Genomic DNA, 22,823 nt, shown 5'->3' with positions numbered 1-22,823 from the left:
TGCCGCTATCCCAACTGAGTGCCGAACAGCTCAAGGCAGAGCTGGCCCTGATTGGCACGCTGTAACCACAGGAGCAATGACCATGAGTAAAAGCCGCCTTTCCTTCCTGGACCGTTACCTGACGTTGTGGATTTTTCTCGCCATGGCCTTGGGCATTGGTTTGGGGAGCCTGTTCGAAGGCTGGCCGCAGTGGCTCAACAGTCTTTCTGTGGGCACAACCAACATACCCATCGCTATCGGTTTGATCGTGATGATGTATCCGCCTCTGGCCAAGGTCCGTTATGAGGAACTGCCGGAAGTCTTCAAGGACAAGCGCATCCTCGTTTTGTCTTTGGTCCAGAACTGGGTCATCGGCCCGGTGTTGATGTTCGCGCTGGCGATCATCTTCTTGCGGGACCAGCCGGAATACATGACGGGTCTGATCCTGATCGGCCTGGCTCGTTGCATCGCGATGGTGCTGGTCTGGAACCAGATCGCAGGTGGCAACAATCAGTACGTCGCCGGGCTAGTGGCTTTTAACAGCATCTTCCAGATCCTGTTTTTCAGTCTGTACGCCTGGGTCTTCCTTGGGCTATTGCCGCCGCTGTTCGGGCTGGAAGGCAGCGTGATTGAGACCAGCTTTGTCAGCATTGCCGAGTCGATCCTGATCTACCTGGGTGTGCCGTTCCTGGCAGGCTTCCTGACCCGCAAAATTCTCATCGCCCGTAAAGGCGAAGCTTGGTTTCAGGAGCGCTTCATTCCGAAGATCAGCCCGCTGACGCTGGTGGCACTGCTGTTGACCATCGTGGCAATGTTCAGTCTCAAAGGTGACGTGGTGCTGCAATTGCCATTCGATGTATTGCGCATCGCGATCCCGCTAACTATCTACTTCGTGGTGATGTTCTTCATCAGCTTCTGGATGGGCAAATTGCTCAAGGCTGATTACCCACGCACCACTGCACTGGCTTTCACAGCCGCGAGCAACAACTTCGAACTAGCGATTGCCGTGGCCATTGCCACCTTTGGTCTGGCTTCTCCGGTCGCCTTTGCCACGGTGATTGGCCCGTTGGTGGAAGTGCCGGTACTGATTTCCCTGGTCGGTGTGGCCCTTTGGTTGAAACGCCGCTGGTTCGATGAATCCAAGAGCGCCGTTGCGCAGGACAAAGACTATGTTTGATGACCACATCCCCCAACTCGATACCGAACTGGTTGATCTCCCATCGACAGACAAACTCGGTATTGAAAAGACCTCCATCCATAAGCCGCGCATTTTGCTGTTGTATGGATCGACCCGAGAGCGCTCCTTCAGTCGACTGCTGGTTGAGGAGGCCGCTCGACTGCTGGAGCACTTCGGCGCCGAGGCGCGGATTTTCAATCCATCAGGTTTACCGCTGCCAGATGACGCTCCCGACGATCATCCCCGTGTGAAGGAACTGCGCGAGCTGATGCTGTGGTCCGAGGGGCAGGTCTGGTGTTCTCCAGAACGTCACGGTTCCATGAGCGCGGTCTTCAAGGCTCAGATTGATTGGGTGCCACTTGCGATGGGCGCGGTACGCCCGACCCAGGGCAAAACCCTCGCCGTCATGCAGGTGTGCGGTGGCTCGCAGTCGTTCAACGTGGTCAATCAGCTGCGAGTGCTGGGACGTTGGATGCGCATGTTCACCATCCCCAACCAATCCTCCGTGCCGAAGGCCTATATGGAATTCGACGATAACGGCCGGATGAAGCCTTCTCCGTTCTACGACCGTGTCGTTGATGTGATGGAAGAGTTGGTGAAGTTCACGCTGCTGCTTCGCGACCGTCAGGACTATTTGGTCGATCGTTATTCCGAGCGCAAGGAGTCGGCCGAAGAACTCATGAAACGTGTCAATCAGCGCTCCATATGAAAGGGGGAAACATGACTATCAAAGTTGGCATCAATGGTTTTGGTCGGATCGGTCGCCTCGCGCTGCGAGCAGCCTGGAGTTGGCCAGAGTTCGAATTCGTGCAGATTAACGATCCGGCAGGGGACGCGGCCACTCATGCGCACCTGCTGAACTTCGACTCGGTGCATGGTCGTTGGAGTTACCAGGCCGACTCTGAGGGCGACAGCATCGTCATCGACGGCAAACGAATCAAGGTAACGGCCAACAAAGCGATTGCAGGCACCGATTGGTCGGGCTGCGACCTGGTGATTGAAGCCAGCGGCAAGATGAAGACCGTCGCTGTGCTACAGGCTTACCTCGACCAAGGCGTGAAGCGTGTGGTGGTCAGTGCCCCGGTGAAAGAAAAAGGGGCGCTGAACATCGTCATGGGCGTCAACCATCAGCTGTTCAAACCGGCTGAACATCGCATCGTCACCGCTGCTTCGTGCACCACCAACTGTCTGGCGCCAGTGGTGAAAGTCATCCACGAGAATCTGGGCATTCGCCACGGTTCGATCACCACCATCCACGACCTGACCAACACCCAAAGCATTCTCGATCAGCCGCACAAGGATCTGCGACGTGCGCGTGCTTCAGGCATGAGCCTGATTCCGACCAGCACCGGTTCGGCCACCGCCATTGCCGAAATTTTCCCGGAGTTGCGTGGGCGCCTGAATGGTCACGCCGTACGCGTGCCGCTGGCCAACGCTTCGCTGACGGACTGTGTCTTTGAAGTCGAGCGGGCCACTACTGTCGAAGAGGTCAATCAGTTTCTCAAGAACGCTTCCGAGAACGAGCTGAAAGACATCCTCGGCTTCGAGGAGCGTCCACTGGTGTCCATCGACTACCGTACCGACCCTCGCTCATCGATTATCGATGCGCTGTCGACCATGGTCATCAACGGCACCCAGGTCAAACTCTATGCCTGGTACGACAACGAATGGGGTTATGCCAATCGCACCGTCGAACTGGCCAAAATGGTCGGCCTGGCAGTCTGAGGAGCGGTCATGAAAGCGTTGTCAGCCCTCGCTCCGCAAGTGCGGCAATACCTGCTCGTCACGGGTAACTACTGGGCCTTCACCCTCACCGACGGCGCTTTGCGCATGTTGGTGGTGCTGCACTTTCACGCGTTGGGTTACAGCCCCCTTCAAATCGCGGCGTTGTTTCTGTTCTACGAACTCTTTGGTGTTATCACCAATTTGGTGGGTGGCTACCTCGGCGCACGCCTGGGGCTGAACCGAACCATGAACATCGGGCTGGGCATCCAGGTCGCGGCGCTGTTGATGCTGACGGTTCCGGTAGCCTGGCTAACCATCCCTTGGGTGATGGGGGCCCAGGCGCTGTCGGGGATTGCCAAAGACCTGAACAAGATGAGTGCCAAAAGCTCCATCAAACTTCTGGTTCCTGATGGGCAGCAGGGCAAACTCTACAAGTGGGTTGCGATCCTCACCGGCTCGAAGAACGCACTCAAGGGTGTTGGCTTCTTTCTTGGCGGAGCCTTGTTGGCGTTGATTGGTTTTAAAGGTGCGTTGCTGGCTATGGCCAGCGTCCTGGCGCTGATCTGGATCAGTAGCCTGATCCTGTTGAAGAAGGACTTGGGCAAGGCAAAAGCCAAGCCAAAATTTCGCGACATTCTGTCCAAGAGCCAGGCGATTAATATCCTCTCAGCGGCCCGAATGTTCCTGTTCGGCGCCCGCGATGTCTGGTTTGTGGTGGCCTTGCCGGTGTACCTGAGCAGTGTCTTCGGCTGGGACTTCTGGAAGGTGGGTGGCTTCCTTGCGACCTGGGTGATTGGCTACGGCATCGTGCAGTCCTTCGCGCCCAACATCACTGGAAAGAAACGTGGGCACGTACCGGATGGTCGTGCGGCATTTCTGTGGGCGCTTGCACTGGCAGGTCTGCCTGCGGCAATTGCTCTCGGGCTGAACACAGGGCTGTCGCAACAGGTGGTGCTGTTGGGTGGGTTGATGGTCTTTGGCGCGCTGTTCGCGGTGAATTCGTCGCTGCACAGCTACCTGATCGTCTCCTATGCCAAGGAAGATGGCGTGTCGCTGGATGTGGGTTTCTATTACATGTCCAACGCCATGGGGCGCCTTATCGGCACGGTGCTCTCCGGCTGGGTTTATCAGGTATTCGGGCTGGGGGCGTGCTTATGGATATCGAGTGCATTCGTGCTGCTCGCAGCTTTGATTTCAATGGCATTGCCTCGTCACGGGCTTAGTGAATGACTGCCGATGAGGTACGTAGTCTCGTCTCACGCACATCACGCGCTGCCGACGACATTCGGCAGATGGTTGAAGGCCTGCAGAACGAAACGCAAAAAGCCGTCAGCTTCATGGAGGAGGGCGTCAAGAACGTCGATAACAGCCTGCGCGCGCAGAGATTAGTAATGTGTCCTATCGTGATGTCCTTTAAGCGACATCGACTGGGTTATTAGCGTTAGTGGGTAATCCGCAGGCGCGTTAGAGTCGTGATCACGTTCCTGGCAAACCCGGATGATCCTGATGACACGCCCTCGTTTCTTGCCCGACAACTTCACCCTGACCCTGATCGGCGTGGTCACTCTCGCAAGCTTGCTGCCCGCCAGCGGTCAGGTCGCGGTGGGCTTTGGCTGGTTGACCAGCATCGCCATTGCCCTACTGTTTTTCCTGCATGGGGCCAAACTGTCGCGCGAGTCGATCATCGCCGGGGCGGGCCACTGGCGTCTGCATTTGCTGGTGTTCGGTTTGACCTTTGTGCTGTTCCCGCTAATCGGTCTGGCGCTCAAACCGTTGCTGTCGCCCATGATCGGCGGCGATCTCTACATGGGCATGCTTTACCTCTGCGCGTTACCCGCAACGGTGCAGTCGGCGATTGCCTTTACCTCGCTGGCTCGCGGAAACATTCCTGCGGCGATTTGCAGTGCAGCGGCGTCCAGCCTGTTCGGTATTTTTCTTACTCCGTTGTTGGTGGCGATGCTGTTCAATGTGCATGGCGAAGGCGGCTCGACCCTCGATGCGATTGTGAAGATCAGCGTGCAGCTGTTGCTGCCGTTCATTGCCGGACAGATCGCGCGGCGCTGGATCGGCGCCTGGGTAGGGCGCAACAAGAGTTGGCTGAAGTTCGTTGATCAGGGCTCGATTCTGTTGGTGGTGTACGGTGCGTTCAGCGAGGCGGTGAACGAAGGCATTTGGCACCAGATCCCGCTGCGGGACCTGGCCGGGCTGGTGGTGGCCTGCTGTGTGGTGCTGGTGCTGGTGCTGGTGGCCGCCACCGTGTTGGGCAAAGCCTTTGGCTTCAATCAGGAAGACCGCATCACCATCCTTTTCTGTGGTTCGAAGAAAAGCCTGGCTACCGGTGTGCCGATGGCTCATGTGTTGTTCGCTGGCAGCACCATTGGTGTGCTGATCCTGCCGCTGATGCTGTTCCATCAGATTCAGCTGATGGTCTGTGCGGTGCTCGCGCAGCGCTATGCCAATCGCAAGGAATCGGTGGCCGAACTGATGGGGCAAGTAGATCCTTGATCACCAGGGCCCGCCGCGCTGGTGCGCACCTCTAATGCCCGCCCGGCTTATGACAGAACCTTTCAGTCGGGCAAGTCTCGCGTCAGTTATGGCAGGTAACGACCCAGGCTGTGTGAAAACGGTTTAGAGCAAGTTTGACAGTTGAAATCGGAGTAGAAATCAGCGACGCACCACTCGACTTATAGCCAGTATTCCCAGAGTCGCGCCATCTGCTCTTTGGCTCTCACAGCGAGCGAGCGACGCTGCCACTTTTCCAGCTTGATTTCGTTCGACTTGGCCAGATCAGCCATGAATGCCGCCTGCATCTTTTTTCCAAACCCGGCGCCCAGCACAACGACGTTAACTTCATCGTTGTGCAGGAAGCTGCGCCAGTCGAAGTTGGTGGAGCCGACAGTCGACCACACGCCATCGATTACTGCGGTCTTGACGTGGAGTAGCGCGCCACGGCGTTCGTAAAGCTTGACGTTGGCCTTCAGCAGCTCGCTGTAGTAGGCGCGTCCGGCATGGAGCACCAGCCACGAATCGGTGCTGCTAGGCAGCACCAGCTTGACGTCGACTCCACGTGCTGCCGCCTCCTTGAGTGCCGCCAGCAACTGAGGATCGGGCACAAAGTAGGCGTTAGTCAGCCATATCTCAGTCTGCGCGCTGTGCAGCGCCGAAATCAGCGTGGCATAGATCAAGCTAAACGGCTCATCTGGTGAGCTGCCGATGGCGCGCACCACCTCGCTACCTTTGCGCTCAGGTGACGGAAAGTAGTGGCGAGCCGCGAGTGGTTCACCTTTCTGGGTAGTCCAGGTTCCGATGAACAGCTTCTGCAGTTCCGCAACCACGGGTCCCTCGACGCGCAAGTCGGTATCGCGCCAAGGCAAATCACCATTTGGGCGAGTCTTCGAGTGAGAGCTGAACGAGCCCCCCGAATAGACGCTGCTGATGTTGATCCCGCCGAGGAAGGCAATACGGCCGTCCACTATCAGCAGCTTTCGGTGGTCGCGCTGGTTCACGTCCCAGCCCGCTTTGGCCGTCACCGGATTGATTGGGTTGTACTCCAGTACCTTGATGCCCGCGTCGGTCAATCGAGAGAAAAACGCTGATGGTGTTCCAAGGGTTCCGACGCTGTCACGGATCAGATTGACCTGTACGCCTTTTTGTTGCTGAGCGATCAATGCGGCGGCGAAACGCTGGCCGACTTCATCATCGTCGAGGATGTAGGTCTCCATGTTGATGTGGTCGCGCGCAGCTTCCACGGCTTTGATCATCGACTGGTAGGTGGTGGGACCGTCCTGCAGCAAGTCGACTTTGTTTCCTTCCGTTAGCGGGCTACCGGTGATGGATTCTTCGATTGCGAGGTGCACATCGAAGATGTTGGTTTCTTTGCCTGTGGACTTAAGTCGGTCGAGAATAGCTTTGCTGCGCTCGGCTGACAAAGGTCCATGTATCCCGTCGAGTTGCACGGGCGCAGAGGGAGCGCGAGCCATGTCGGGCACTATCCTCGGCAATGTACTGCAGGAAACCACAAAGGCCAGGAGCACAGCCACGCACAGCACCAGAGGAATAAAAATACCCTTGCAGGTGGTTAGAATATTCATACGCCTCCTCTCGGCGAGGACGGTGATAGCGCTCAGTCAGGGCGTCTTGCTTCCTACGCAAGGCGCCTTGATAGAGGGGCCACCCTTTAGAGCGTGTTTCAACGGCGCAGACGCGGTACGCTTCAAAAGATCAAAGCCCTTGAGGACAGGCTTTCAGCGCTTGATCAGGGAAATCTTCGTTCCCTCAATGCTGACTCCAGCCATTAACCCTTGCTGGTCGAATATGAACGCGTAGGCATCGTCCTTTAGTGTCGAGCTCGACAGATTCTTCGCGACCCCTTCGTCAACCACGACAACGGTTGGCCCCACGCCGACTTCCCAGCCCTTGGTCTCACGTACATAGTTCACGGCCTTTTCAGTCATCAGGAACACCGCATAACCGTACGATTGGGCGCCTGCCTGTAGCCCCCATGACCCAGTTACGGAGTTGTAATAACTCTCCACTTTCGAGCCCTTCATCAGCACGCCTTCGCCATAGCTGCCACCAAACACAAGGCCGGCCTTGATGATTTTCGGGAAGACAAGCACCGCTTTGGCATTGTGCAAAATGGTTTCGGCAAATGGAGTGGCCTTGTAAAGAGTTTGCAACGCTTGCCGGGAGTCGGCATTCAGATCCTCGGCGGTTGCCGCACTTGCATTGTTCAGCAGGCTCGCTGATACCAATGATGCTGTCGCGAGGAAGATCGATAGGAAAAACCGCATTGGCTGAGTCATTTGCGTACTCCGATAAGGGAGCATTGGATGGGAGCAGCAGTCAGCACCTGTTTCAGACAGGATCCGAACCTACTGAAGTTATCCGGTGCACCCTAAAGTGTGTGAATTGCAAGCTTCGCTTTTGAATGAAGCAGGCCCAAGGCCTTTGATCAGTCGCGATGCCATCACTTGCTTTGACCACTGTGTAAGGGCGGGGTTCGTCCTCATAGGCTGCTTTTGGTCCAGAGTGTGTAAAAACGCTTTCGCGAACCCTTGCTATGATTTCTGAGGATTTCATCGCTCTAAAGCAATCGTTTGAAACGGATATCTGCCGTAAAATTTTTACGCTTTCTTTACGGTAGGTGTTTTTGCCCGCAACGATACTGGCCGCGATTTTTTAGATCGTCCATGTGCCTTGCTTTTCCGATGGCCCTGGAAAAATGTATTGCCCAAGGATGGCGTGCAGTGACTCCCCGCTAATTGAGAGAAGCGCCCCTTGAGTGAGACAGCGACCGTTGCAAACGAAGACTCCCCATCCAAAAGCTCAGGAGTGGGCTTGCTCGTCGCTGCTGTCGGGGTGGTTTACGGAGACATTGGCACCAGCCCCCTCTACACGCTGAAAGAAGTATTTTCCGGCCACTACGGCGTTCAGGTAAACCACGACGGCGTGCTGGGCATTCTGTCGTTGATCTTCTGGTCACTGATCTGGGTAGTCTCGATCAAATACGTACTGTTCATCCTGCGTGCCAACAACCAGGGCGAAGGCGGCATCATGGCGTTGACGGCGTTAGCCCGCCGTGCAGCAGCACCTTATCCGCATATGAGCAAGGTACTGGTGCTGCTCGGCCTGTTCGGTGCGGCACTTTTTTACGGGGACAGCATGATCACCCCGGCCATTTCGGTGCTCTCTGCGGTTGAAGGACTACAGCTGGCGTTTGACGGAATAGAGCACTGGGTGGTGCCCTTGTCAGTGATCGTGCTGGTCGCGCTGTTCTTGATACAGAAACATGGCACGGCTCGAATCGGCATCCTGTTTGGCCCGGTCATGGTGCTGTGGTTTGTGGTGTTGGGTGCCCTCGGGATCTACGGTATTTTGCAGCGTCCCGAAGTGCTGCAAGCGCTTAACCCTGCTTGGGCAGTGCAATTTTTTGTGGTTCATCCGGGAATGGGTGTAGCGATATTGGGCGCTGTCGTGTTGGCATTGACTGGTGCTGAAGCACTGTATGCCGACATGGGCCACTTTGGTCGCAAACCGATTTCTCGTGCATGGTTCATTTTGGTGTTGCCGGGGCTGGTACTCAATTATTTTGGCCAGGGTGCCTTGATCCTGGAGAGCCCGGAGGCTGTGCGTAATCCGTTCTATCTGCTTGCGCCGAGCTGGGCACTGCTGCCGATGGTCGCGCTCTCCACCCTGGCCACCATCATCGCTTCTCAAGCCGTGATCTCCGGTGCTTTCTCCCTGACTCGCCAGGCCATTCAACTGGGTTACGTTCCTCGCATGTTTATCCAGCACACCTCCAGCCAGGAGCAGGGGCAGATCTACATCGGCACGGTTAACTGGGCGTTGATGGTCGGTGTCGTGCTGCTGGTGATCGGTTTCGAGTCATCCAGTGCCTTGGCCGCCGCTTATGGAGTCGCGGTGACGGGAACCATGTTGGTCACGACAATTTTATCCTCGGCCGTCGTCCTGCTCCTTTGGAAAACGCCGCGCTGGCTGGCCATCCCGATGCTGCTAGGATTTTTGCTGGTGGACAGTCTGTATTTCGCGGCCAATGCGCCGAAGATTTTTCAGGGCGGTGCGTTCCCGGTGATCGCTGGCATTGGTCTGTTCATCTTGATGACGACCTGGAAGCGGGGCAGGAAGATTATTGTTGAGCGGCTGGATGAAACCGCGCTTCCACTACCGCTGTTCATCGCCAGCATCCGTACGCAGCCTCCCCATCGCGTACAAGGCACGGCGGTTTTTCTGACGGCCAGGGCAGATGCTGTTCCGCACGCACTACTGCACAATCTCCTGCATAACCAGGTTTTGCATGAGCAAGTGGTACTGCTCACCGTGGTGTCCGAAGACAGTCCTCGCGTGAGTGCTGACCGGCGGTTTGAAGTTGAGGCCTATGGCGAAGGCTTCTTTCGGGTCAGTCTGCACTTTGGTTTTATCGAGGAGCCCGATGTACCCCAAGCGTTGAGTCTCTGTCACTTGTCTGAGCTGGATTTCAGTCCGATGCGCACGACCTATTTCCTGAGCCGAGAGACGGTGATCCCAACCAAACGCATTGGTATGGCACGCTGGCGGGAGATTCTTTTCGCGTTTCTGCTGAAGAACGCCAACAGCAACCTGAAATACTTCAATCTGCCGTTGAACCGAGTGATCGAGCTGGGTACACAGGTTGAGATGTAGAAACAAACAAGGCCGCATTTTGCGGCCTTGTTTTTTTAGGGGTTACTCGTGTGAATGGCCGTGCTCAGCGCTTTCGGAGGTTGTGCCTTTTTCACCGCCGCCGCATGCCGTCATCAGGCCGAGGAAGCAGATCAGAAGCATCGAACGGATCAGAGTTGTAGTGGTTTTCATGGGAAGACTCTTCATAAAACGGATGAAATAAATGGCCTGTGTTCAGGCTGAGCACCGCATTTTCGGCAGTAGGACAGCCATCGCTGCTTCGAACTACTGTTTGACGCCCAAGTAATTGCCAGTCGTTTTTAGCGAGATGGTCACGTCGTTGTTGCTGCGATTACGCCAAAACCAACCATGGGTGCCGTCAAAAATGGCGGTGAATTCACCTTTGTCACCTTTGACTTGCTTGCCTTTGGTGTAGCTGTGGAAGTAACCCTTTTCACCGTTGTAGGGCTCGCCATGGGTGTCATAGTTCACAGGCCCACCAGCTGCTGTCCATTCATAGCTGACAGTCTTGTTCTTCAGCACTTCCAGTTTGATTTCTGTCCCTTCACCTGGCTTGAGCGTGACGGTCATTTGATCCGTTTTCAAAGCAGGGGCAGGTGTCGCCACCGGTTGAGCAACCGGTTTCGCAATAGGTTGGACTTGCGCAACCTGCGGAGCTGGAGCTGCTGGTTGAGGTGGCGCGGCATCCGCCAAAGCCTCCTGGGCAAGGACGATCTTCAATTCGCCCATTTGGGTCAGTCCCAGTGCGCGGCCCACGCCCGTAGGATCAACGGCATATTCCGAAGGCATGACAACGGTCACCAGCAAACCGACCGCAGTCAGCAGTGCAATGACAGTCGAGCGCACCAGTTTGCGAGTGCTGGGCAATTCATTAACGGTTGGAAGCGGAGTATTGAACATGGTCAGAATTCCTTACGCGGAGACAAACAGGCCGGTGATCTGGTAACCCATCAGGAGGAAACCGGCACTCATCATGGCGACGTTGGCGGTATAGGCGTGGCGCCAGAAACTGCCGGTGCGCCGCCAATACCCCATCAGAATGAGAATCGCGCTAAGGGCCAGCAACTGGCCGATCTCGACACCGACGTTAAAGGCGATGAGGTTCGGAATCAGGCCGTCAGTTGAGATTTCGTACTCCTGGATCTTGGTGGCCAAACCGAAACCATGGAGCAGACCGAAGATCAGCGTGGCCACCTTGGTGTTGGGTTGGAAACCGAACCAGCGCTGGAATGCGCCCAGGTTATCGAGCGCCTTGTAAACCACCGAGAAACCGATAATGGCGTCGATGATGTAGGAGCTGATGCTGATCTCGGTCAGCACGCCCAGTAGCAGCGTGACCGAGTGGCCTACGGCAAACAGCGTGACGTAGAGCCCCACCTCTTTAAGGCGGTAGAGGAAGAAGATCACCCCGAACAAAAACAGCAGGTGGTCGTAGCCCGTCATCATGTGCTTGGCCCCCATATAGATGAAGGGCAACAACATGACGCCGGAGCTTTCCTGGATGAACCCCTTGTCACCTTCCGCGACGGCATGAGCCATCGCCTCGGGCATTGCGAGGAAAAGTGCAGCGACAAATAAAAACAACAGCAGTAGCAGGCGACGCGAAGGCGCAGTAAATGCGTCAACGCCGCTCATCGAGTGCGAATGCATAGATCAATCCTACGTTGCGGGGATCAAAGGCCGCAGTGCGGCCATGGTCAGGATGCGAACGAAGGACGGGGTGGACGCTCGATCAAGAAAATCGGCGGACGAGGAACGGAATAGGACGGGGCTTCGAGTCGCATGGACAGCTTCGGCTGCGCAGACAAAGTCAACACAGCACTGAGCTGTGGCGTTTCGTGCTGGTGGTCAGGGGTCAAAGGGGAGTGATAGTGATCCGAACAGCTCGCACACGACATCTCGGCTTGCTCTTCATGAGAGTGATGATCGTCTTGCGCAATCTCCCAGGCCGGCTGTTTCGACATCACTGACAACGTATAGGTATGCCCGGCCCAGGCCACAAACATGGCGAGAGCAAGCGCGATTACCACCGTCGTTGTCAGTGTTCTGCTGAACATAGCGTTCGGGTTTCAACTCGTTTTGTAGGGCTTTGATGCGTTTGACCCATCCTCCTAGGGGGGATAGGATGCCAGCGTAATTCATTGAGGCCTGAGGCTCAAGTCATGAGTGAGCACGAACACGAACACGAACACGAACACGAACACAGTCACCCCCACACCCACCAAAGTCACGAGGCGATCATTAAACGCCTCAAACGGGCGGACGGCCATTTACGCGGCATCATCACCATGATCGAAGAAGGTCGTCAGTGCGTCGACATCGCCCAGCAGCTGCATGCGGTTGAAAAAGCGGTGTGCCAAGCCAAGCGCACGCTCATTCAGGATCACATTGATCACTGCCTGGAAGACACGGTCTCGGCGTTGAACAATGGCGAGCGCGCACCACTGGAAGCCTTCAAGCAAATCACCAAGTACCTGTAGGTCTGACATGCCCATCCACGGCTGGATTGGTTTGAACGCAAAAGGTGAAGATGAGTGTTTGAACTCACCAGCTACGTCGGTCTGTTTCTGGCGGCATTCGGTGCCGCCACGCCGCTGCCGATGCAGTCTGAAGCGGTACTGGTTGGAATGTTGCTTTCCGATCAGTACGTCGCTTCAACGCTCTTGGCGGTCGCCACCCTCGGCAACGTTCTTGGCTCTGCACTGAACTGGATTCTCGGTCGCTCCATTGAGCGATTGCGCACAAGCGCTGGTTCCCGGTGAGCGAGAGCAAGCTTGAAAAGCCCCGGAATTCCTACCTGCGCTACGGGCGCTGGTCGTTGCTGCTGACCTGGGTGCCGATCATTGGCGATCCGCTGACAGTCGTCGCCGGAGTCATGCGCGAGCCACTTTTGAGCTTCCTGCTGATAGTCTCCCTGGCCAAGGGCGTGCGTTATCTCGTGCTGGCCGCCGTCACACTGGGGTGGGCATGACAACTGTTCATACGACCCAGCATGCCTTGCTCAAGAGCCGAAGCAGCAGCCTGGATCTGATCAAGTGGGTGGCGATGCTGACCATGGTCATCGACCACCTTCGGTTAGTGTGGCCGGAGATGAGCACTCTGTTCATTCCGGGGCGGCTCTCTTTTCCGTTGTTCTGTGTCGCTATCGCGGCCAACGTGGCGCGTTCTAAATCGGGCGAACTGCTGACGCCTGCTAATGGTCGTTACCTTCTCTCGATGCTGTTGTTCGCCGTTATTTCAGAAGTGCCGTATCGCTACATCAGCACCTCGGGATCGTTCAACGTATTGGTTACGCTGGTGTTGGGGCTGGTGATTGCCTGGGGTTGGCAGCATCGCACCTTGTTGAGCGGCGCTATGGCGTTAATTGCCACCACAATTGCTTATGTGCTGGATGATCCACTGATGTATGGCTTCTACGGAGCACTTGTTCCAGCGGCGGTCTTGTTAGCGATTAAGAAGCCCGGTGTTCTTTGGTTGCTGCCAGCGGCTCTATGCTTGTTAAGCAATACCCGCAGCAGCATCGTTATCAGGGCGATGGACTTAGAAATTTATTCCTTGCTGGCTTTGAGCACTGCGTTTGCGGCGCCCCTAATCGGACTCTGGCTTTTGCGTCAGACCTTCTCCTTCAAGGTCTGGCCGGTCGGGCTATGGGGCTACTGGTTCTATCCGGGGCACCTTGCCGCTCTGCAAGCCCTTCGATTCCTGATCTGAATGCCCGCCAACTAGCCCTAGTAAATATTAGAAACTCACGATCACTGGTTGGGCCATCGGCGATGCTGATCATCGATCACGTATGGGTGTTCGTGATCCACACCGTCCTGGCCATCGAGGTGCGAGTGATCGCCCGGCAGACCCTTATGGGTATGCTTGATCGACTCTTGGTCATGAGCTGGACGCCAGATTACGATGCTGACCACTAGCGCACTACCGGCCACGACTGCGAGCCCTACAAACGACGCAGTGAGGCTGATATTGGCGCCCAGCCATCCTGCCAATGGGTAGGTAATCAACCAGCAGGCATGGGATAGAGCAAATTGGGCGGCAAACAACGCCGGGCGATCTTCGGCATGCGCTGAGCGACGCAACAGTCGACCGCTCGGAGTCTGGGCCAGGGAGTAGCCCACCCCGAGCACCACCCACAGCGGCAACAGGAAGTTATAGGTGGTCAGGTTGATACCAACCGCTAAACCCGCGACCAATACTCCTCCGCCAAACAGCATGGCCGTTCGGTCTTTGATGTTTTTTAACAACCGAGGCAAGGCCAAGGCCGCGACCATCGAGCCGCCACCAAACGCAGCCAGCGCCAATGCTGTAGAACTTTGAGGCAGGGCGAAGCGCGATTGCACCAGCACCACCGTATTGACGATGACCATGGCACTGGCGGCAGCTACCGTCAGGTTAAGAGCGAGCAACCCTCGCAGCCGGGGCGTGGCCAGGAAGATGCGCATGCCTCGGGTGGTTCGCTCGTAAATACTGCGTCTGGGTGTTGGCTTCGCCTTCGGTAACAACACCGTGGCAACCAGGGCCGCTGAGGCGAGGAAGCCGATGACAGTGCCGACGAATAGGTTATGGAAGCTGATCACGGTCAGCAACGCGGCGGCGAGCATCGGGCTGGCGACACTTTCAAGATCGTAGGCCAGACGCGACAGTGACAGGGCGCGGGTGTAGTCGTCTTCATCCGGCAGTATGTCTGGAATAGTTGCCTGGAACGTCGGGGTGAACGCTGCTGAGGCCGACTGAAGGACGAAAATCAGCACATAGATTTGCCAGACCTCCGTTACGAACGGCAGTGCAAGCGCGACCAGGGCCCGCATCAAATCCAGGGAGACCAGCATTGCTCGACGAGGTAGGCGTTCTGCAAAAGCCGCTGCAATGGGTGCAACGCCGATGTAGGCCGTCATCTTAATCGCCAACGCTGTACCGAGGACGGCACCCGCTTGGGCACCTGCAAGATCGAATGCCAGTAGGCCTAGCGCGACAGTGGCAAGACCCGTTCCTACGAGGGCAATTACTTGGGCCAGGAAGAGGTGGCGGTAGGTTCGGTTGGCTAGAATTTTCAGCATGGAAGATCTCAAGTGGCGAAGTGCGTGACCAGGCGGTTGCCGAAACTTTTCCCGGAAGGAAGCGAGTTACTAGTTTCGCCTTTGTGGATGCACAAATATCCCCCTGGGGAGGATATGGCCCGATCCTAAACCATTGACCATGGCAGCTCAAGAAATAGGCCCTACACCATCTATCAAATGATTGACGTGCGGGTCTGCCCATCGGTTTGTATTGGTTTTGCCCTGCGAAACGATGTGCTCAATGTTTCGATTGCAGATTCAAATGCAGCAACGCTGCCGGTCGGAAGGCTTCCCTCCCTGGCTTGTTTGGCTAATTGGAACGTGTGATGATGCTGTCAATATAGGTAGGGGGGGTATGGTATGGGTCATGTAAGATCGAGCAAAGACAATCTTCTTAAGCGCGTAAAGCGAATCGCTGGGCAAATCCAGGCAATTGAGCGAGCACTCGACTCTGACGATGACTGCTCGAAAACCTTGCTTTTGGTCGCTTCGACCCGTGGCGCGATCAATGGGCTGATGGATGAAATCATCGAAGATCATGCTCGTGAACATGTAGCGAATCCCACACTCAGCAACGAAGAAAGAGCGAAAGGCGTCGAAGAGCTGCTCGAAGCCATTCGCCGCTATTCCAAATAGGATTGACCCAGATGAGTAATTCGTTTACCGACTATTCCCACAACCATATGTTCCTGGGCGCATCGCATGAAGAAAACGCCAAGCGAACCTTGTGGGTGGTAGCTCTGACCGTCGTAATGATGGTCGTTGAGATCACCGCAGGTTATGTCACAGGCTCTATGGCGTTGCTTGCCGATGGATTTCACATGGCAACGCACGCTGGAGCGCTTGGCATAGCCGCAGCTGCTTATGGTTACGCAAAAAGACATGCCTCAAGTGCTCGCTACAGTTTTGGAACTGGCAAGGTGGGAGACTTGGGTGGCTTCGCCTCTGCTCTGATTTTGGGACTGGTCGCCTTGGGAATTGGCGGAGAATCGTTATTCCGTCTCTTTCAACCGACTCAAGTGCAATTCGGGTCAGCGACTCTTATCGCAGTTGTCGGATTAGCAGTGAATGTGGTGAGCGCGCTTTTGCTTTCTGGCGGACATGATCATCACCATGGGCATGACCACGGCCACGATCAATCTCACCATGCGCATGGTCACGACAATAATTTGCGCTCTGCTTACGTTCACGTCATTGCAGATGCCCTGACCTCGGTTCTGGCCATCGCTGCTCTGCTTGCTGGCCGATATCTTGGTTGGGTATGGCTCGACCCTGCAATGGGGATTGTGGGTGCAGTTGTTATTGCACGCTGGGCTTGGTCGTTGATGCGGCTGACTGCGGGTGTATTGCTCGACCAGACAGATGATCATGTAGCCCAAGAAATTCGTGAATTGGTTGAAACGCCTGGAGATGCTTCGATTATTGATCTTCATGTCTGGCAGGTGGGGCCTCAGGCCCGAGCCGCGATTGTTAGCGTCCTGGGCAGCCCAGCAGTGAATGCCGAAGACATACGAGAACGGCTTGCTACGGTTCATGAGGTCACGCATCTGACTGTTGAATACCGCACGAAGCTGGGAACTGGTTCACCAGCTCAAGCCTCCGTTCCGGCTTAGAAATGAACGCATAGTCGACTGAGATGAAAAAGGATCGAGATATGCTTTTGAGCAAACGAGATCAGGCGCAAATCGAGCGTCGTCTGATTGCCGCCCTGACCAAGGCCTGCGAGACGGCCAAAGCGGAGATAGTGGGCTTCTCTTGGTTGACTCACGATGTGGATTACGCGCGATTTCCCTACAGTCTTATAGTTGTTTGGGTCTTCGACACCGATGCCAACTGGGATCAGGTTCTTGCCAATGGGCAAGACAAGCGGATGCTCGAACTCACTACCCTGGCGTTAAGCGAAGCGAATGTTCACGTGAGTCAGGTGTCGGCCATCGTGCATTTCGATAGTGAAGAGCAATGTAAGCGGTCGAATGCCGGCGACTGGCAGCAGCGTTTAACACGTACACGATCTACGCGGAGTTAAACCATGGCCCAGGACATCCAAAACCCATGTATTTCCGTTTGCCAGCTGAACAGCGAACTATGCTTGAGCTGCGGTCGCACCAAGGAAGACATCAGAAAATGGAAGCGGATGAAGCGTCCAGAAAAGATGGCCGCTGTACAACGCGCGACCCTGCGCCTGAAAAGCCTGCAAAAAAAGAACAATTGAACAACCGCAGTTCAGGCCGCTGTTTCGAAAACTTCCGTAATCGACCCAATATAGATGGTCCGTCCCACCTTCACTGATACTGGTAACGGTTGGCAGGTAGCTGTCAGCTAGGGTGGAACATGCACCTGTAATGAATCTTCCTCCTACATCACGTTGGGCATCGCATTTCTGGGGGGGATCGGGTTTGTGCTCGGCAGAAGTACACATCGCTTGCATGGGCATGGGTAGTGACCATGCAAGTATTCAGGAAGGGTTGAAGATTAGTTTTTCGGGTATTCAGCGATGATTTGATCAGTACCTGCTTTGGTCAGGCCGATGACCTGATACGCATCCTGCTTCCCACCGACCTCCATACCAGGCGAGCCTGCCGGCATGCCGGGTACAGCAACTCCGAGAAGGTCATCGCGTTTGCTCAAAGCAACTATTTGCTCAGCAGGTACGTGGCCTTCAACAAACTTTCCGTTGAACACCGCGGTGTGGCATGACGAGAGACGCGGAACAACACCCAGGTCCTGCTTGACCGCGCTCATGTTGGTTTCTACATGATCAACGACGGTGAAGCCGTTGGCTTCAAGGTGCTGCATCCACTTCTTGCAGCATCCACAGTTAGCGTCACGATGGACGTCGATCGTCAGCGATTCTGCTGCATGACCAGCTGAACTGATCAACAGAGCCGCGAATGCAGCAAGGCGAAGTATCCGTCCGGGCCGATAAATGTTATTTCGCATGGGTATGCTCCTTCCCATCAGCATGGGGATGAGTTTTTGGTTGAGCGGCAGGAGTTGCAGAAGCGTCAAGTGAAGCCTCGGCACCCTGAGGATGGGCGTGTTCGGGACTTTCATCCTGAGTAGGTGCTGCGGCAGCCTCATGAGCATGGGCGCTGTTTTTCTCGCCATGATGGTCGTCTGCTTTGGCTACCTCTTCGGCTGCACCCGCATCATGATGTCCAGCAGCAGCCCCTTTTTGGGCATCATGCTGGCCTTCATGGTCATGCATTTTGCTCTCGCCGCCACCGTGTTGATGGCCACCGCTGCTGGCTACTAGGGCGTTGAATTGCTCCGCATTCAATGCAGGCAGCTGCTGGAGAAAAGCGACCATCCCCCAGATGTAGGGATCGGCCATGCTTTTACCCCAGGCGGGCATGCCTGTGGATTTGATTCCATGCTTGATGATCCAGAACGCTGCGGCAGGGTTTCCATCAACGCCCAGTTTTGAAAGATTTGGAGGTGCAGGGTAAAGGCTATTACTTAACTCGGTTCCTGCGACACCCGGAGCAAGGTGGCAGCCAATGCACATTGAGTTGTAGTTGCCAGCACCTGCCCGAACGAGAGTTCCGTCGGTCAAGTCGGGAACTTTGATGTCGCGTGAACGCACTGCTATCGAGCGATCCCGAGCAGTGGACAGCAGTGAGTAAACGAGTTCGGAATGTGGATCATCCGCCCCAACATTAATCACACCAAAATACACCACGCCGGCACCTACTATTGCGGCGACCACACCAGCAGCAGTTAATGTTTTCAATGTTCTTTTCATGTCAGGCTCTCAAAACCACATCCGAATACCGGCGACAAATCGCGCCTCGTTCGCATCCTCTCCTTCATCGCTAGCGAGGTCGGCGGTCTTGCCATAAGAGCGACTCCAGGTAACCCCGATGTAGGGGGCAAACTCCCGGACAATCTCGTAGCGCAACCGCAAACCCACTTCGGTATTGGCCAAACCAGAACCGATGCCGCGTTGAGGATCGTTTTTTCCGTAAAAGTTCATTTCGGCTGTGGGCTGCAGGATCAGGCGATTGGTCAGCAGAATGTCGTAGTCGCCCTCTAACCGAGCCGCGGTCTGGCCGTTCTCACCAATGAAAGCGGTGGCTTCAGCTTCGAAGTTGTAGAGGGCCAGACCCTGGATACCGAAGGCGCCCCAGGTCTGTGGCGAGCCTGGTTTAAAATCCTGACGCACGCCGGTCACCACATCCCACCACGGACTGATCGAGTGCCCCCAAAGCGCTTGGAGTTCGGCGTCTTCAGTCACACCATTGGTACGCTCCCCCTCCGACCGCAGCCATAAACGATCAATGTCGCCACCCATCCAGCCTTTTGCATCCCAACTCAGGGCACTGCCGTTATCAGCGTCCTGATACTCGAACTGATCAAGCAGAAAGAATGTGTTGAGGCTTTTGTCATGAACACCATGGCCTGCCACAGGCGGAAAAGCTGCTTTACGATCAGCATCCGTTAATACAGGAATGGGAGTTCGACTCGTAGTGGTCGCCCCAGCATCCATACTCATTTTGCTGTGATCCATGCCTTCCATCTGGCCTTGGTCCATTTCCCCATGATTCATTTTGCTATGGTCCATAGACCCCATCGAACCATGATCCATCTTGGAATGATCCATCTGGCTGTCTTTGGCGGGGATCGACTTTTGAGGCACCGTCGGTTTCGACTCCGTTCCCGAGGACATGGTCATCGACGGATCCATCTCTTCAGCGGCGCTGGCCCAGCCAACAAAAGCGGTGCTGACTGAAACCGTCAGCGCCATCAGGGTCGGACGTAAAAGCTTGTTGGTCATGATCTCAATCCGCTTTTTTGGTTTTTTTGTCATGATCCATCGACTCATTACTCATCTTGCTGTGATCCATAGAACCATGGTCCATGGAACCGTGATCGGTTTTGGATTCATTGGCCTTGGACTTTTGCGTTGGCTCTGGCTTGTCCGTTGATGATGCAGGAGCGGGATGGGAATGCTCACCACTGCTTTCTCCTGCCAGTGCAAAGGGCACTCCACCCAACAGGCCAAAGGCAAGGGCGCAACCGATCAGCGACTTACGATTCAGATATGTACTCATAACCCGTCTCCTTTACTCATCAACCCGTACTTCACGGAACATGCCCATTTCCATGTGAAATAGCAGGTGGCAGTGATAGGCCCAGCGCCCCAGCGCATCAGCTGTTACTCGATAGCTGCGCTTAGTGCCTGGCGGCATGTCGATCGTGTGCTTGCGCACCATGAAGTTGCCATCCTCATCCTCAAGGTCACTCCACATGCCGTGAAGGTGGATAGGGTGGGTCATCATGGTGTCGTTGACCAAGGTGATACGCAGCCGCTCGCCATACTTGAGGCGCAAAGGCTCAGCATCAGAGAACTTGATGCCGTTGAATGACCAGGCGAACTTTTCCATATGACCGGTCAGGTGCAGCTCAATGGTGCGATTGGGCTCGCGGCCATCCGGGTCCTGGAAAGTGCTCTTAAGGTCTGAGTAGGTAAGCACGCGACGGCCGTTGTTGCGCAAGCCAATACCTGGGTCGTTCAGCTTCGGCGCTGTGCTCATGGCTTGCATATCAACCAACGGGTTGTTGGTTTCGGAAGCCGGGTGAGACTGCATGGCTCCTGTGCCCATGCCTGCCATCTTGCTGTGATCCATGCCGCCGGACATATCACCCTGATCCATGCCGGTCATCTTGCTGTGATCCATACCCGTCATGCCGGACATATCGCCCTGATCCATGACGGTCATCTTGCTGTGATCCATACCAGTCATGCCGGACATATCGCCCTGATCCATGCCAGTCATCTTGCTGTGATCCATGCCAGACATATCGGCCGGTTTCGTGGTGCTGTGGTCCATGCCGGCCATGTTGCCGTGATCCATTCCACCCATTCCCATATCATCCATGGTGACGAGGGGACGCGGGTCGATCGCCGGGACCGGCGCCTTCAATCCTTCACGCACGGCCAGGGTTCCGCGGGCATATCCGGTTCTATCCATGGACTGGGCGAAGATGGTGTAAGCCTCTTCGCTGACAGGCTCCACAATCACGTCATAGGTTTCTGCCACAGCGATGCGGAATTCGTCGACGCTGACCGGGTTGACGTGCTGGCCGTCGGCCGCCACCACGGTCATTTTCAAGCCTGGGATACGGACGTCGAAGTAGCTCATGCCCGAACCGTTGATGAAGCGCAGCCGCAGTTTCTCACCTGGTTTGAAAATACCGGTCCAGTTACCGTCAGGGGCCTGCCCATTCATGAGATAGGTATAAGTATCGCCACTGACGTCTGCGAGGTCGGTGGGGTTCATTTTCATCTCGGCCCACATCTTCCGATCCGCCACCGTTGCGGCCCAGCCTTTGTCGCTCACGTCGTCGATGAAGTTGCCAACGGTACGTTTGTGGTGATTGTAGTAGTCCGACTGTTTCTTGAGCTTGGCCATGACCCGACCAGGATCTTCATCAGTCCAGTCGGTCAGCATCACCACGTAATCGCGGTTGTATTGGAAAGGTTCAGGCTCTTTCGAGTCGATCACGATAGGCCCGTAGACACCGGCCTGTTCCTGAAAACCCGAGTGGCTGTGGTACCAGTAAGTACCATTCTGATGGACTTTAAATTTGTACTCGTACATGCCATCAGGCGCGATACCGTGAAAGCTCAAGCCTGGCACACCGTCCATATTGGCCGGCAGGAGGATCCCGTGCCAATGGATGGAGGTGTCCTGGTCCAGGCGGTTTTTCACCCGCAGCGTGACCGTTTCCCCTTCACGCCAGCGCAGCAGCGGTCCCGGTAAAGAGCCGTTGATGGTCATCGCCGTGCGCGCCGAGCCAGTGATATTCACTGGGGTTTCGCCAATGAAAAGATCAAATTCATTGCCAGTCAGTACGTTCGGAAAACCGGGACTGGTTACTGCCCATACAGGGGTGCGCCACAGGCCAAGACCGCCGAGAATGCCGCCAGCGGCCAGGCCTTTGACGAATGTCCGCCTAGAGGTTTTGGAATGCATGCCGTTTATGTCCACTCAGTCAAAAGGAAGCCGTGCGAAACACTTTGTGCGTTTTGCTTACCGGTTGGGGGGTAACTTCTCTGGAGTTCGTCTCGAATCCCCCTGAGCCTTGCCCGCTGCCGCCAAAGGCGAAAGTCCATAGGGCAGGCGAGCTTGGAAATTGACACATTTGAACCACTATGGTGATTACATTTCTGTCAGCTTGGGGATGCGCCAGGCTGTTCAGCAATTAGCGTGGTCGGCCGTTTTGGCTTTTCTCTCGGCTACGGGGGATTGGGTGCCTTGCTTCTGGGCAACTTGGTACGCTTCCATTGACTCCTTCCTGGCCGCTTCCATGCGTGCGACTGTGCGATCACTGCCGCCTTCGGCTATCGCAAGAGAAGAGACGGTCAAGGCTGCGATGACAAACAGGGTTTTCATGGATTTCATTTGGGTATCCTCGGATGAGATTTGGTTACCCCGTTGAATCCACATCAAGACGTGATTCGTGGGGGATGAGTTCAAGACACGACGTAATCTTAAAACTCTCCTCCTGTCAGAAGCCTTAAGTGAGCATTACCGTTGTGTCAGGTTTCGATTTCCTTCTCGAATTGCGCCCTTGTCTACACTGTGGAGCAGCACCTCGCCAGACAACTACTTGGCTGACACAGTGATAGGTGGCGGGTTGCCCGACAAAGTGAGTAATCAGGGAGAATCTCTCGTCCTACCTCCCGGTGT

At 55.6% G+C, this 22,823-nt stretch carries 24 protein-coding genes and 1 pseudogene; 13 read left to right on the top strand and 12 right to left on the bottom strand.

Going from position 1 to position 22,823, the window contains the following annotated elements; all coding sequences use genetic code 11:
- Nucleotides 1–82: 82 nt before the first annotated feature.
- The 5 genes from arsB to ACYZT7_RS20945 all read left to right on the top strand — a co-directional run bounded on the left by arsB (nt 83) and on the right by ACYZT7_RS20945 (nt 5,386).
- Nucleotides 83–1,156 carry an ACR3 family arsenite efflux transporter gene (arsB, locus tag ACYZT7_RS20965; protein ID WP_462038068.1) on the top strand — a complete coding sequence of 358 codons (1,074 nt, stop codon included), beginning with the start codon at nt 83–85 and terminating at the stop codon, nt 1,154–1,156.
- On the top strand, nt 1,149–1,865 hold the full coding sequence (arsH, locus tag ACYZT7_RS20960; protein ID WP_277783829.1) for an arsenical resistance protein ArsH: 717 nt from the start codon (nt 1,149–1,151) through the stop codon (nt 1,863–1,865). Before arsB ends, arsH begins: the two co-directional genes overlap by 8 nt.
- A gap of 11 nt (nt 1,866–1,876) precedes the next feature.
- Complete coding sequence (locus tag ACYZT7_RS20955) at nt 1,877–2,881, top strand: ArsJ-associated glyceraldehyde-3-phosphate dehydrogenase (protein ID WP_462038067.1); 1,005 nt, start codon at nt 1,877–1,879, stop codon at nt 2,879–2,881.
- Nucleotides 2,882–2,890: 9 nt separating this feature from the next.
- Nucleotides 2,891–4,111, top strand: a complete 1,221-nt coding sequence (gene arsJ / locus ACYZT7_RS20950; protein ID WP_462038066.1) for an organoarsenical effux MFS transporter ArsJ — start codon at nt 2,891–2,893, stop codon at nt 4,109–4,111.
- 276 nt (nt 4,112–4,387) lie between these two features.
- Complete coding sequence (locus ACYZT7_RS20945; RefSeq protein WP_462038065.1) at nt 4,388–5,386, top strand: bile acid:sodium symporter family protein; 999 nt, start codon at nt 4,388–4,390, stop codon at nt 5,384–5,386.
- A gap of 179 nt (nt 5,387–5,565) precedes the next feature.
- Here ACYZT7_RS20945 and cls read toward each other — a convergent pair whose 3' ends face one another.
- Both cls and ACYZT7_RS20935 read right to left on the bottom strand, forming a co-directional pair.
- On the bottom strand, nt 5,566–6,972 hold the full coding sequence (gene cls, locus ACYZT7_RS20940) for a cardiolipin synthase (RefSeq protein WP_462038064.1): 1,407 nt from the start codon (nt 6,970–6,972) through the stop codon (nt 5,566–5,568).
- 153 nt (nt 6,973–7,125) lie between these two features.
- On the bottom strand, nt 7,126–7,686 hold the full coding sequence (locus ACYZT7_RS20935) for a lipid-binding SYLF domain-containing protein (RefSeq protein ID WP_462038063.1): 561 nt from the start codon (nt 7,684–7,686) through the stop codon (nt 7,126–7,128).
- Nucleotides 7,687–8,161: 475 nt separating this feature from the next.
- Between ACYZT7_RS20935 and ACYZT7_RS20930 the strand changes: the two genes are divergently transcribed.
- Entirely contained in the window at nt 8,162–10,063 is a 1,902-nt protein-coding gene (locus tag ACYZT7_RS20930; protein ID WP_462038062.1) for a potassium transporter Kup, read from the top strand.
- A 42-nt stretch (nt 10,064–10,105) separates the two neighbouring features.
- Here the strand turns inward: ACYZT7_RS20930 and ACYZT7_RS20925 are convergent, their stop codons facing one another.
- From ACYZT7_RS20925 to ACYZT7_RS20915, 3 genes are all read right to left on the bottom strand, one after another.
- Entirely contained in the window at nt 10,106–10,234 is a 129-nt protein-coding gene (locus ACYZT7_RS20925) for a hypothetical protein (RefSeq protein WP_462038061.1), read from the bottom strand.
- Between the two features lie 93 nt (nt 10,235–10,327).
- Entirely contained in the window at nt 10,328–10,963 is a 636-nt protein-coding gene (locus tag ACYZT7_RS20920; protein WP_462038060.1) for a transmembrane anchor protein, read from the bottom strand.
- A gap of 12 nt (nt 10,964–10,975) precedes the next feature.
- Nucleotides 10,976–11,713 (bottom strand): HupE/UreJ family protein, encoded by a 738-nt coding sequence (locus ACYZT7_RS20915; protein ID WP_462038059.1) that lies wholly within the window; start codon nt 11,711–11,713, stop codon nt 10,976–10,978.
- Between the two features lie 512 nt (nt 11,714–12,225).
- Between ACYZT7_RS20915 and ACYZT7_RS20910 the strand changes: the two genes are divergently transcribed.
- The 3 genes and pseudogenes from ACYZT7_RS20910 (at nt 12,226) to ACYZT7_RS20900 (ending at nt 13,774) form a co-directional block, all read left to right on the top strand.
- Complete coding sequence (locus ACYZT7_RS20910; RefSeq protein ID WP_462038058.1) at nt 12,226–12,543, top strand: metal-sensing transcriptional repressor; 318 nt, start codon at nt 12,226–12,228, stop codon at nt 12,541–12,543.
- A gap of 54 nt (nt 12,544–12,597) precedes the next feature.
- Nucleotides 12,598–13,034 (top strand): annotated as a pseudogene (locus ACYZT7_RS20905) (YqaA family protein).
- A complete protein-coding gene (locus tag ACYZT7_RS20900) occupies nt 13,031–13,774 on the top strand; it encodes a TraX family protein (protein WP_462038057.1) in 744 nt (247 codons plus the stop codon). The pseudogene ACYZT7_RS20905 and the gene ACYZT7_RS20900 overlap by 4 nt, the downstream one beginning before the upstream one ends.
- A gap of 41 nt (nt 13,775–13,815) precedes the next feature.
- Here the strand turns inward: ACYZT7_RS20900 and ACYZT7_RS20895 are convergent, their stop codons facing one another.
- Complete coding sequence (locus tag ACYZT7_RS20895; RefSeq protein ID WP_462038056.1) at nt 13,816–15,126, bottom strand: MFS transporter; 1,311 nt, start codon at nt 15,124–15,126, stop codon at nt 13,816–13,818.
- A gap of 360 nt (nt 15,127–15,486) precedes the next feature.
- Here ACYZT7_RS20895 and ACYZT7_RS20890 point away from each other — a divergent pair, with 360 nt between their 5' ends.
- From ACYZT7_RS20890 to ACYZT7_RS20875, 4 genes are read left to right on the top strand one after another with little or no spacing between them, the layout of a single operon-like run.
- Nucleotides 15,487–15,762, top strand: coding sequence for a metal/formaldehyde-sensitive transcriptional repressor (locus ACYZT7_RS20890; RefSeq protein WP_462038055.1), 276 nt, complete (start codon nt 15,487–15,489; stop codon nt 15,760–15,762).
- A gap of 11 nt (nt 15,763–15,773) precedes the next feature.
- Nucleotides 15,774–16,739: a CDF family Co(II)/Ni(II) efflux transporter DmeF gene (dmeF, locus tag ACYZT7_RS20885; protein WP_462038054.1), complete on the top strand. Its 966-nt coding sequence runs from the start codon at nt 15,774–15,776 to the stop codon at nt 16,737–16,739.
- 41 nt (nt 16,740–16,780) lie between these two features.
- A complete protein-coding gene (locus ACYZT7_RS20880) occupies nt 16,781–17,152 on the top strand; it encodes a hypothetical protein (protein WP_462038053.1) in 372 nt (123 codons plus the stop codon).
- A 3-nt stretch (nt 17,153–17,155) separates the two neighbouring features.
- Nucleotides 17,156–17,338, top strand: coding sequence for a DUF1289 domain-containing protein (locus ACYZT7_RS20875; protein WP_462038052.1), 183 nt, complete (start codon nt 17,156–17,158; stop codon nt 17,336–17,338).
- A gap of 260 nt (nt 17,339–17,598) precedes the next feature.
- Here ACYZT7_RS20875 and ACYZT7_RS20870 read toward each other — a convergent pair whose 3' ends face one another.
- The 6 genes from ACYZT7_RS20870 to ACYZT7_RS20845 form a co-directional block, all read right to left on the bottom strand.
- Nucleotides 17,599–18,066, bottom strand: a complete 468-nt coding sequence (locus ACYZT7_RS20870; protein WP_462038051.1) for a DUF411 domain-containing protein — start codon at nt 18,064–18,066, stop codon at nt 17,599–17,601.
- The gene (locus ACYZT7_RS20865) at nt 18,056–18,871 is read right to left on the bottom strand and encodes a c-type cytochrome (protein ID WP_462038050.1); all 816 of its coding nucleotides are present in this window, start codon (nt 18,869–18,871) and stop codon (nt 18,056–18,058) included. Before ACYZT7_RS20865 ends, ACYZT7_RS20870 begins: the two co-directional genes overlap by 11 nt.
- Before the next feature lie 9 nt (nt 18,872–18,880).
- A complete protein-coding gene (locus ACYZT7_RS20860) occupies nt 18,881–19,936 on the bottom strand; it encodes a copper resistance protein B (RefSeq protein WP_462038049.1) in 1,056 nt (351 codons plus the stop codon).
- Nucleotides 19,908–20,180 (bottom strand): hypothetical protein, encoded by a 273-nt coding sequence (locus ACYZT7_RS20855; protein WP_462038048.1) that lies wholly within the window; start codon nt 20,178–20,180, stop codon nt 19,908–19,910. The genes ACYZT7_RS20860 and ACYZT7_RS20855 overlap by 29 nt, the downstream gene beginning before the upstream one ends.
- A gap of 12 nt (nt 20,181–20,192) precedes the next feature.
- Nucleotides 20,193–22,106 carry a copper resistance system multicopper oxidase gene (locus tag ACYZT7_RS20850; RefSeq protein ID WP_462038047.1) on the bottom strand — a complete coding sequence of 638 codons (1,914 nt, stop codon included), beginning with the start codon at nt 22,104–22,106 and terminating at the stop codon, nt 20,193–20,195.
- A gap of 222 nt (nt 22,107–22,328) precedes the next feature.
- A complete protein-coding gene (locus ACYZT7_RS20845; RefSeq protein WP_462038046.1) occupies nt 22,329–22,535 on the bottom strand; it encodes a co-regulatory protein PtrA N-terminal domain-containing protein in 207 nt (68 codons plus the stop codon).
- Nucleotides 22,536–22,823: the final 288 nt, after the last annotated feature.

The organism is Pseudomonas sp. RT4P38, from assembly GCF_054897765.1.
The sequence above is the reverse complement of the archived record's forward strand: the minus strand, read 5'-3'. Positions and strand labels throughout refer to the sequence as shown.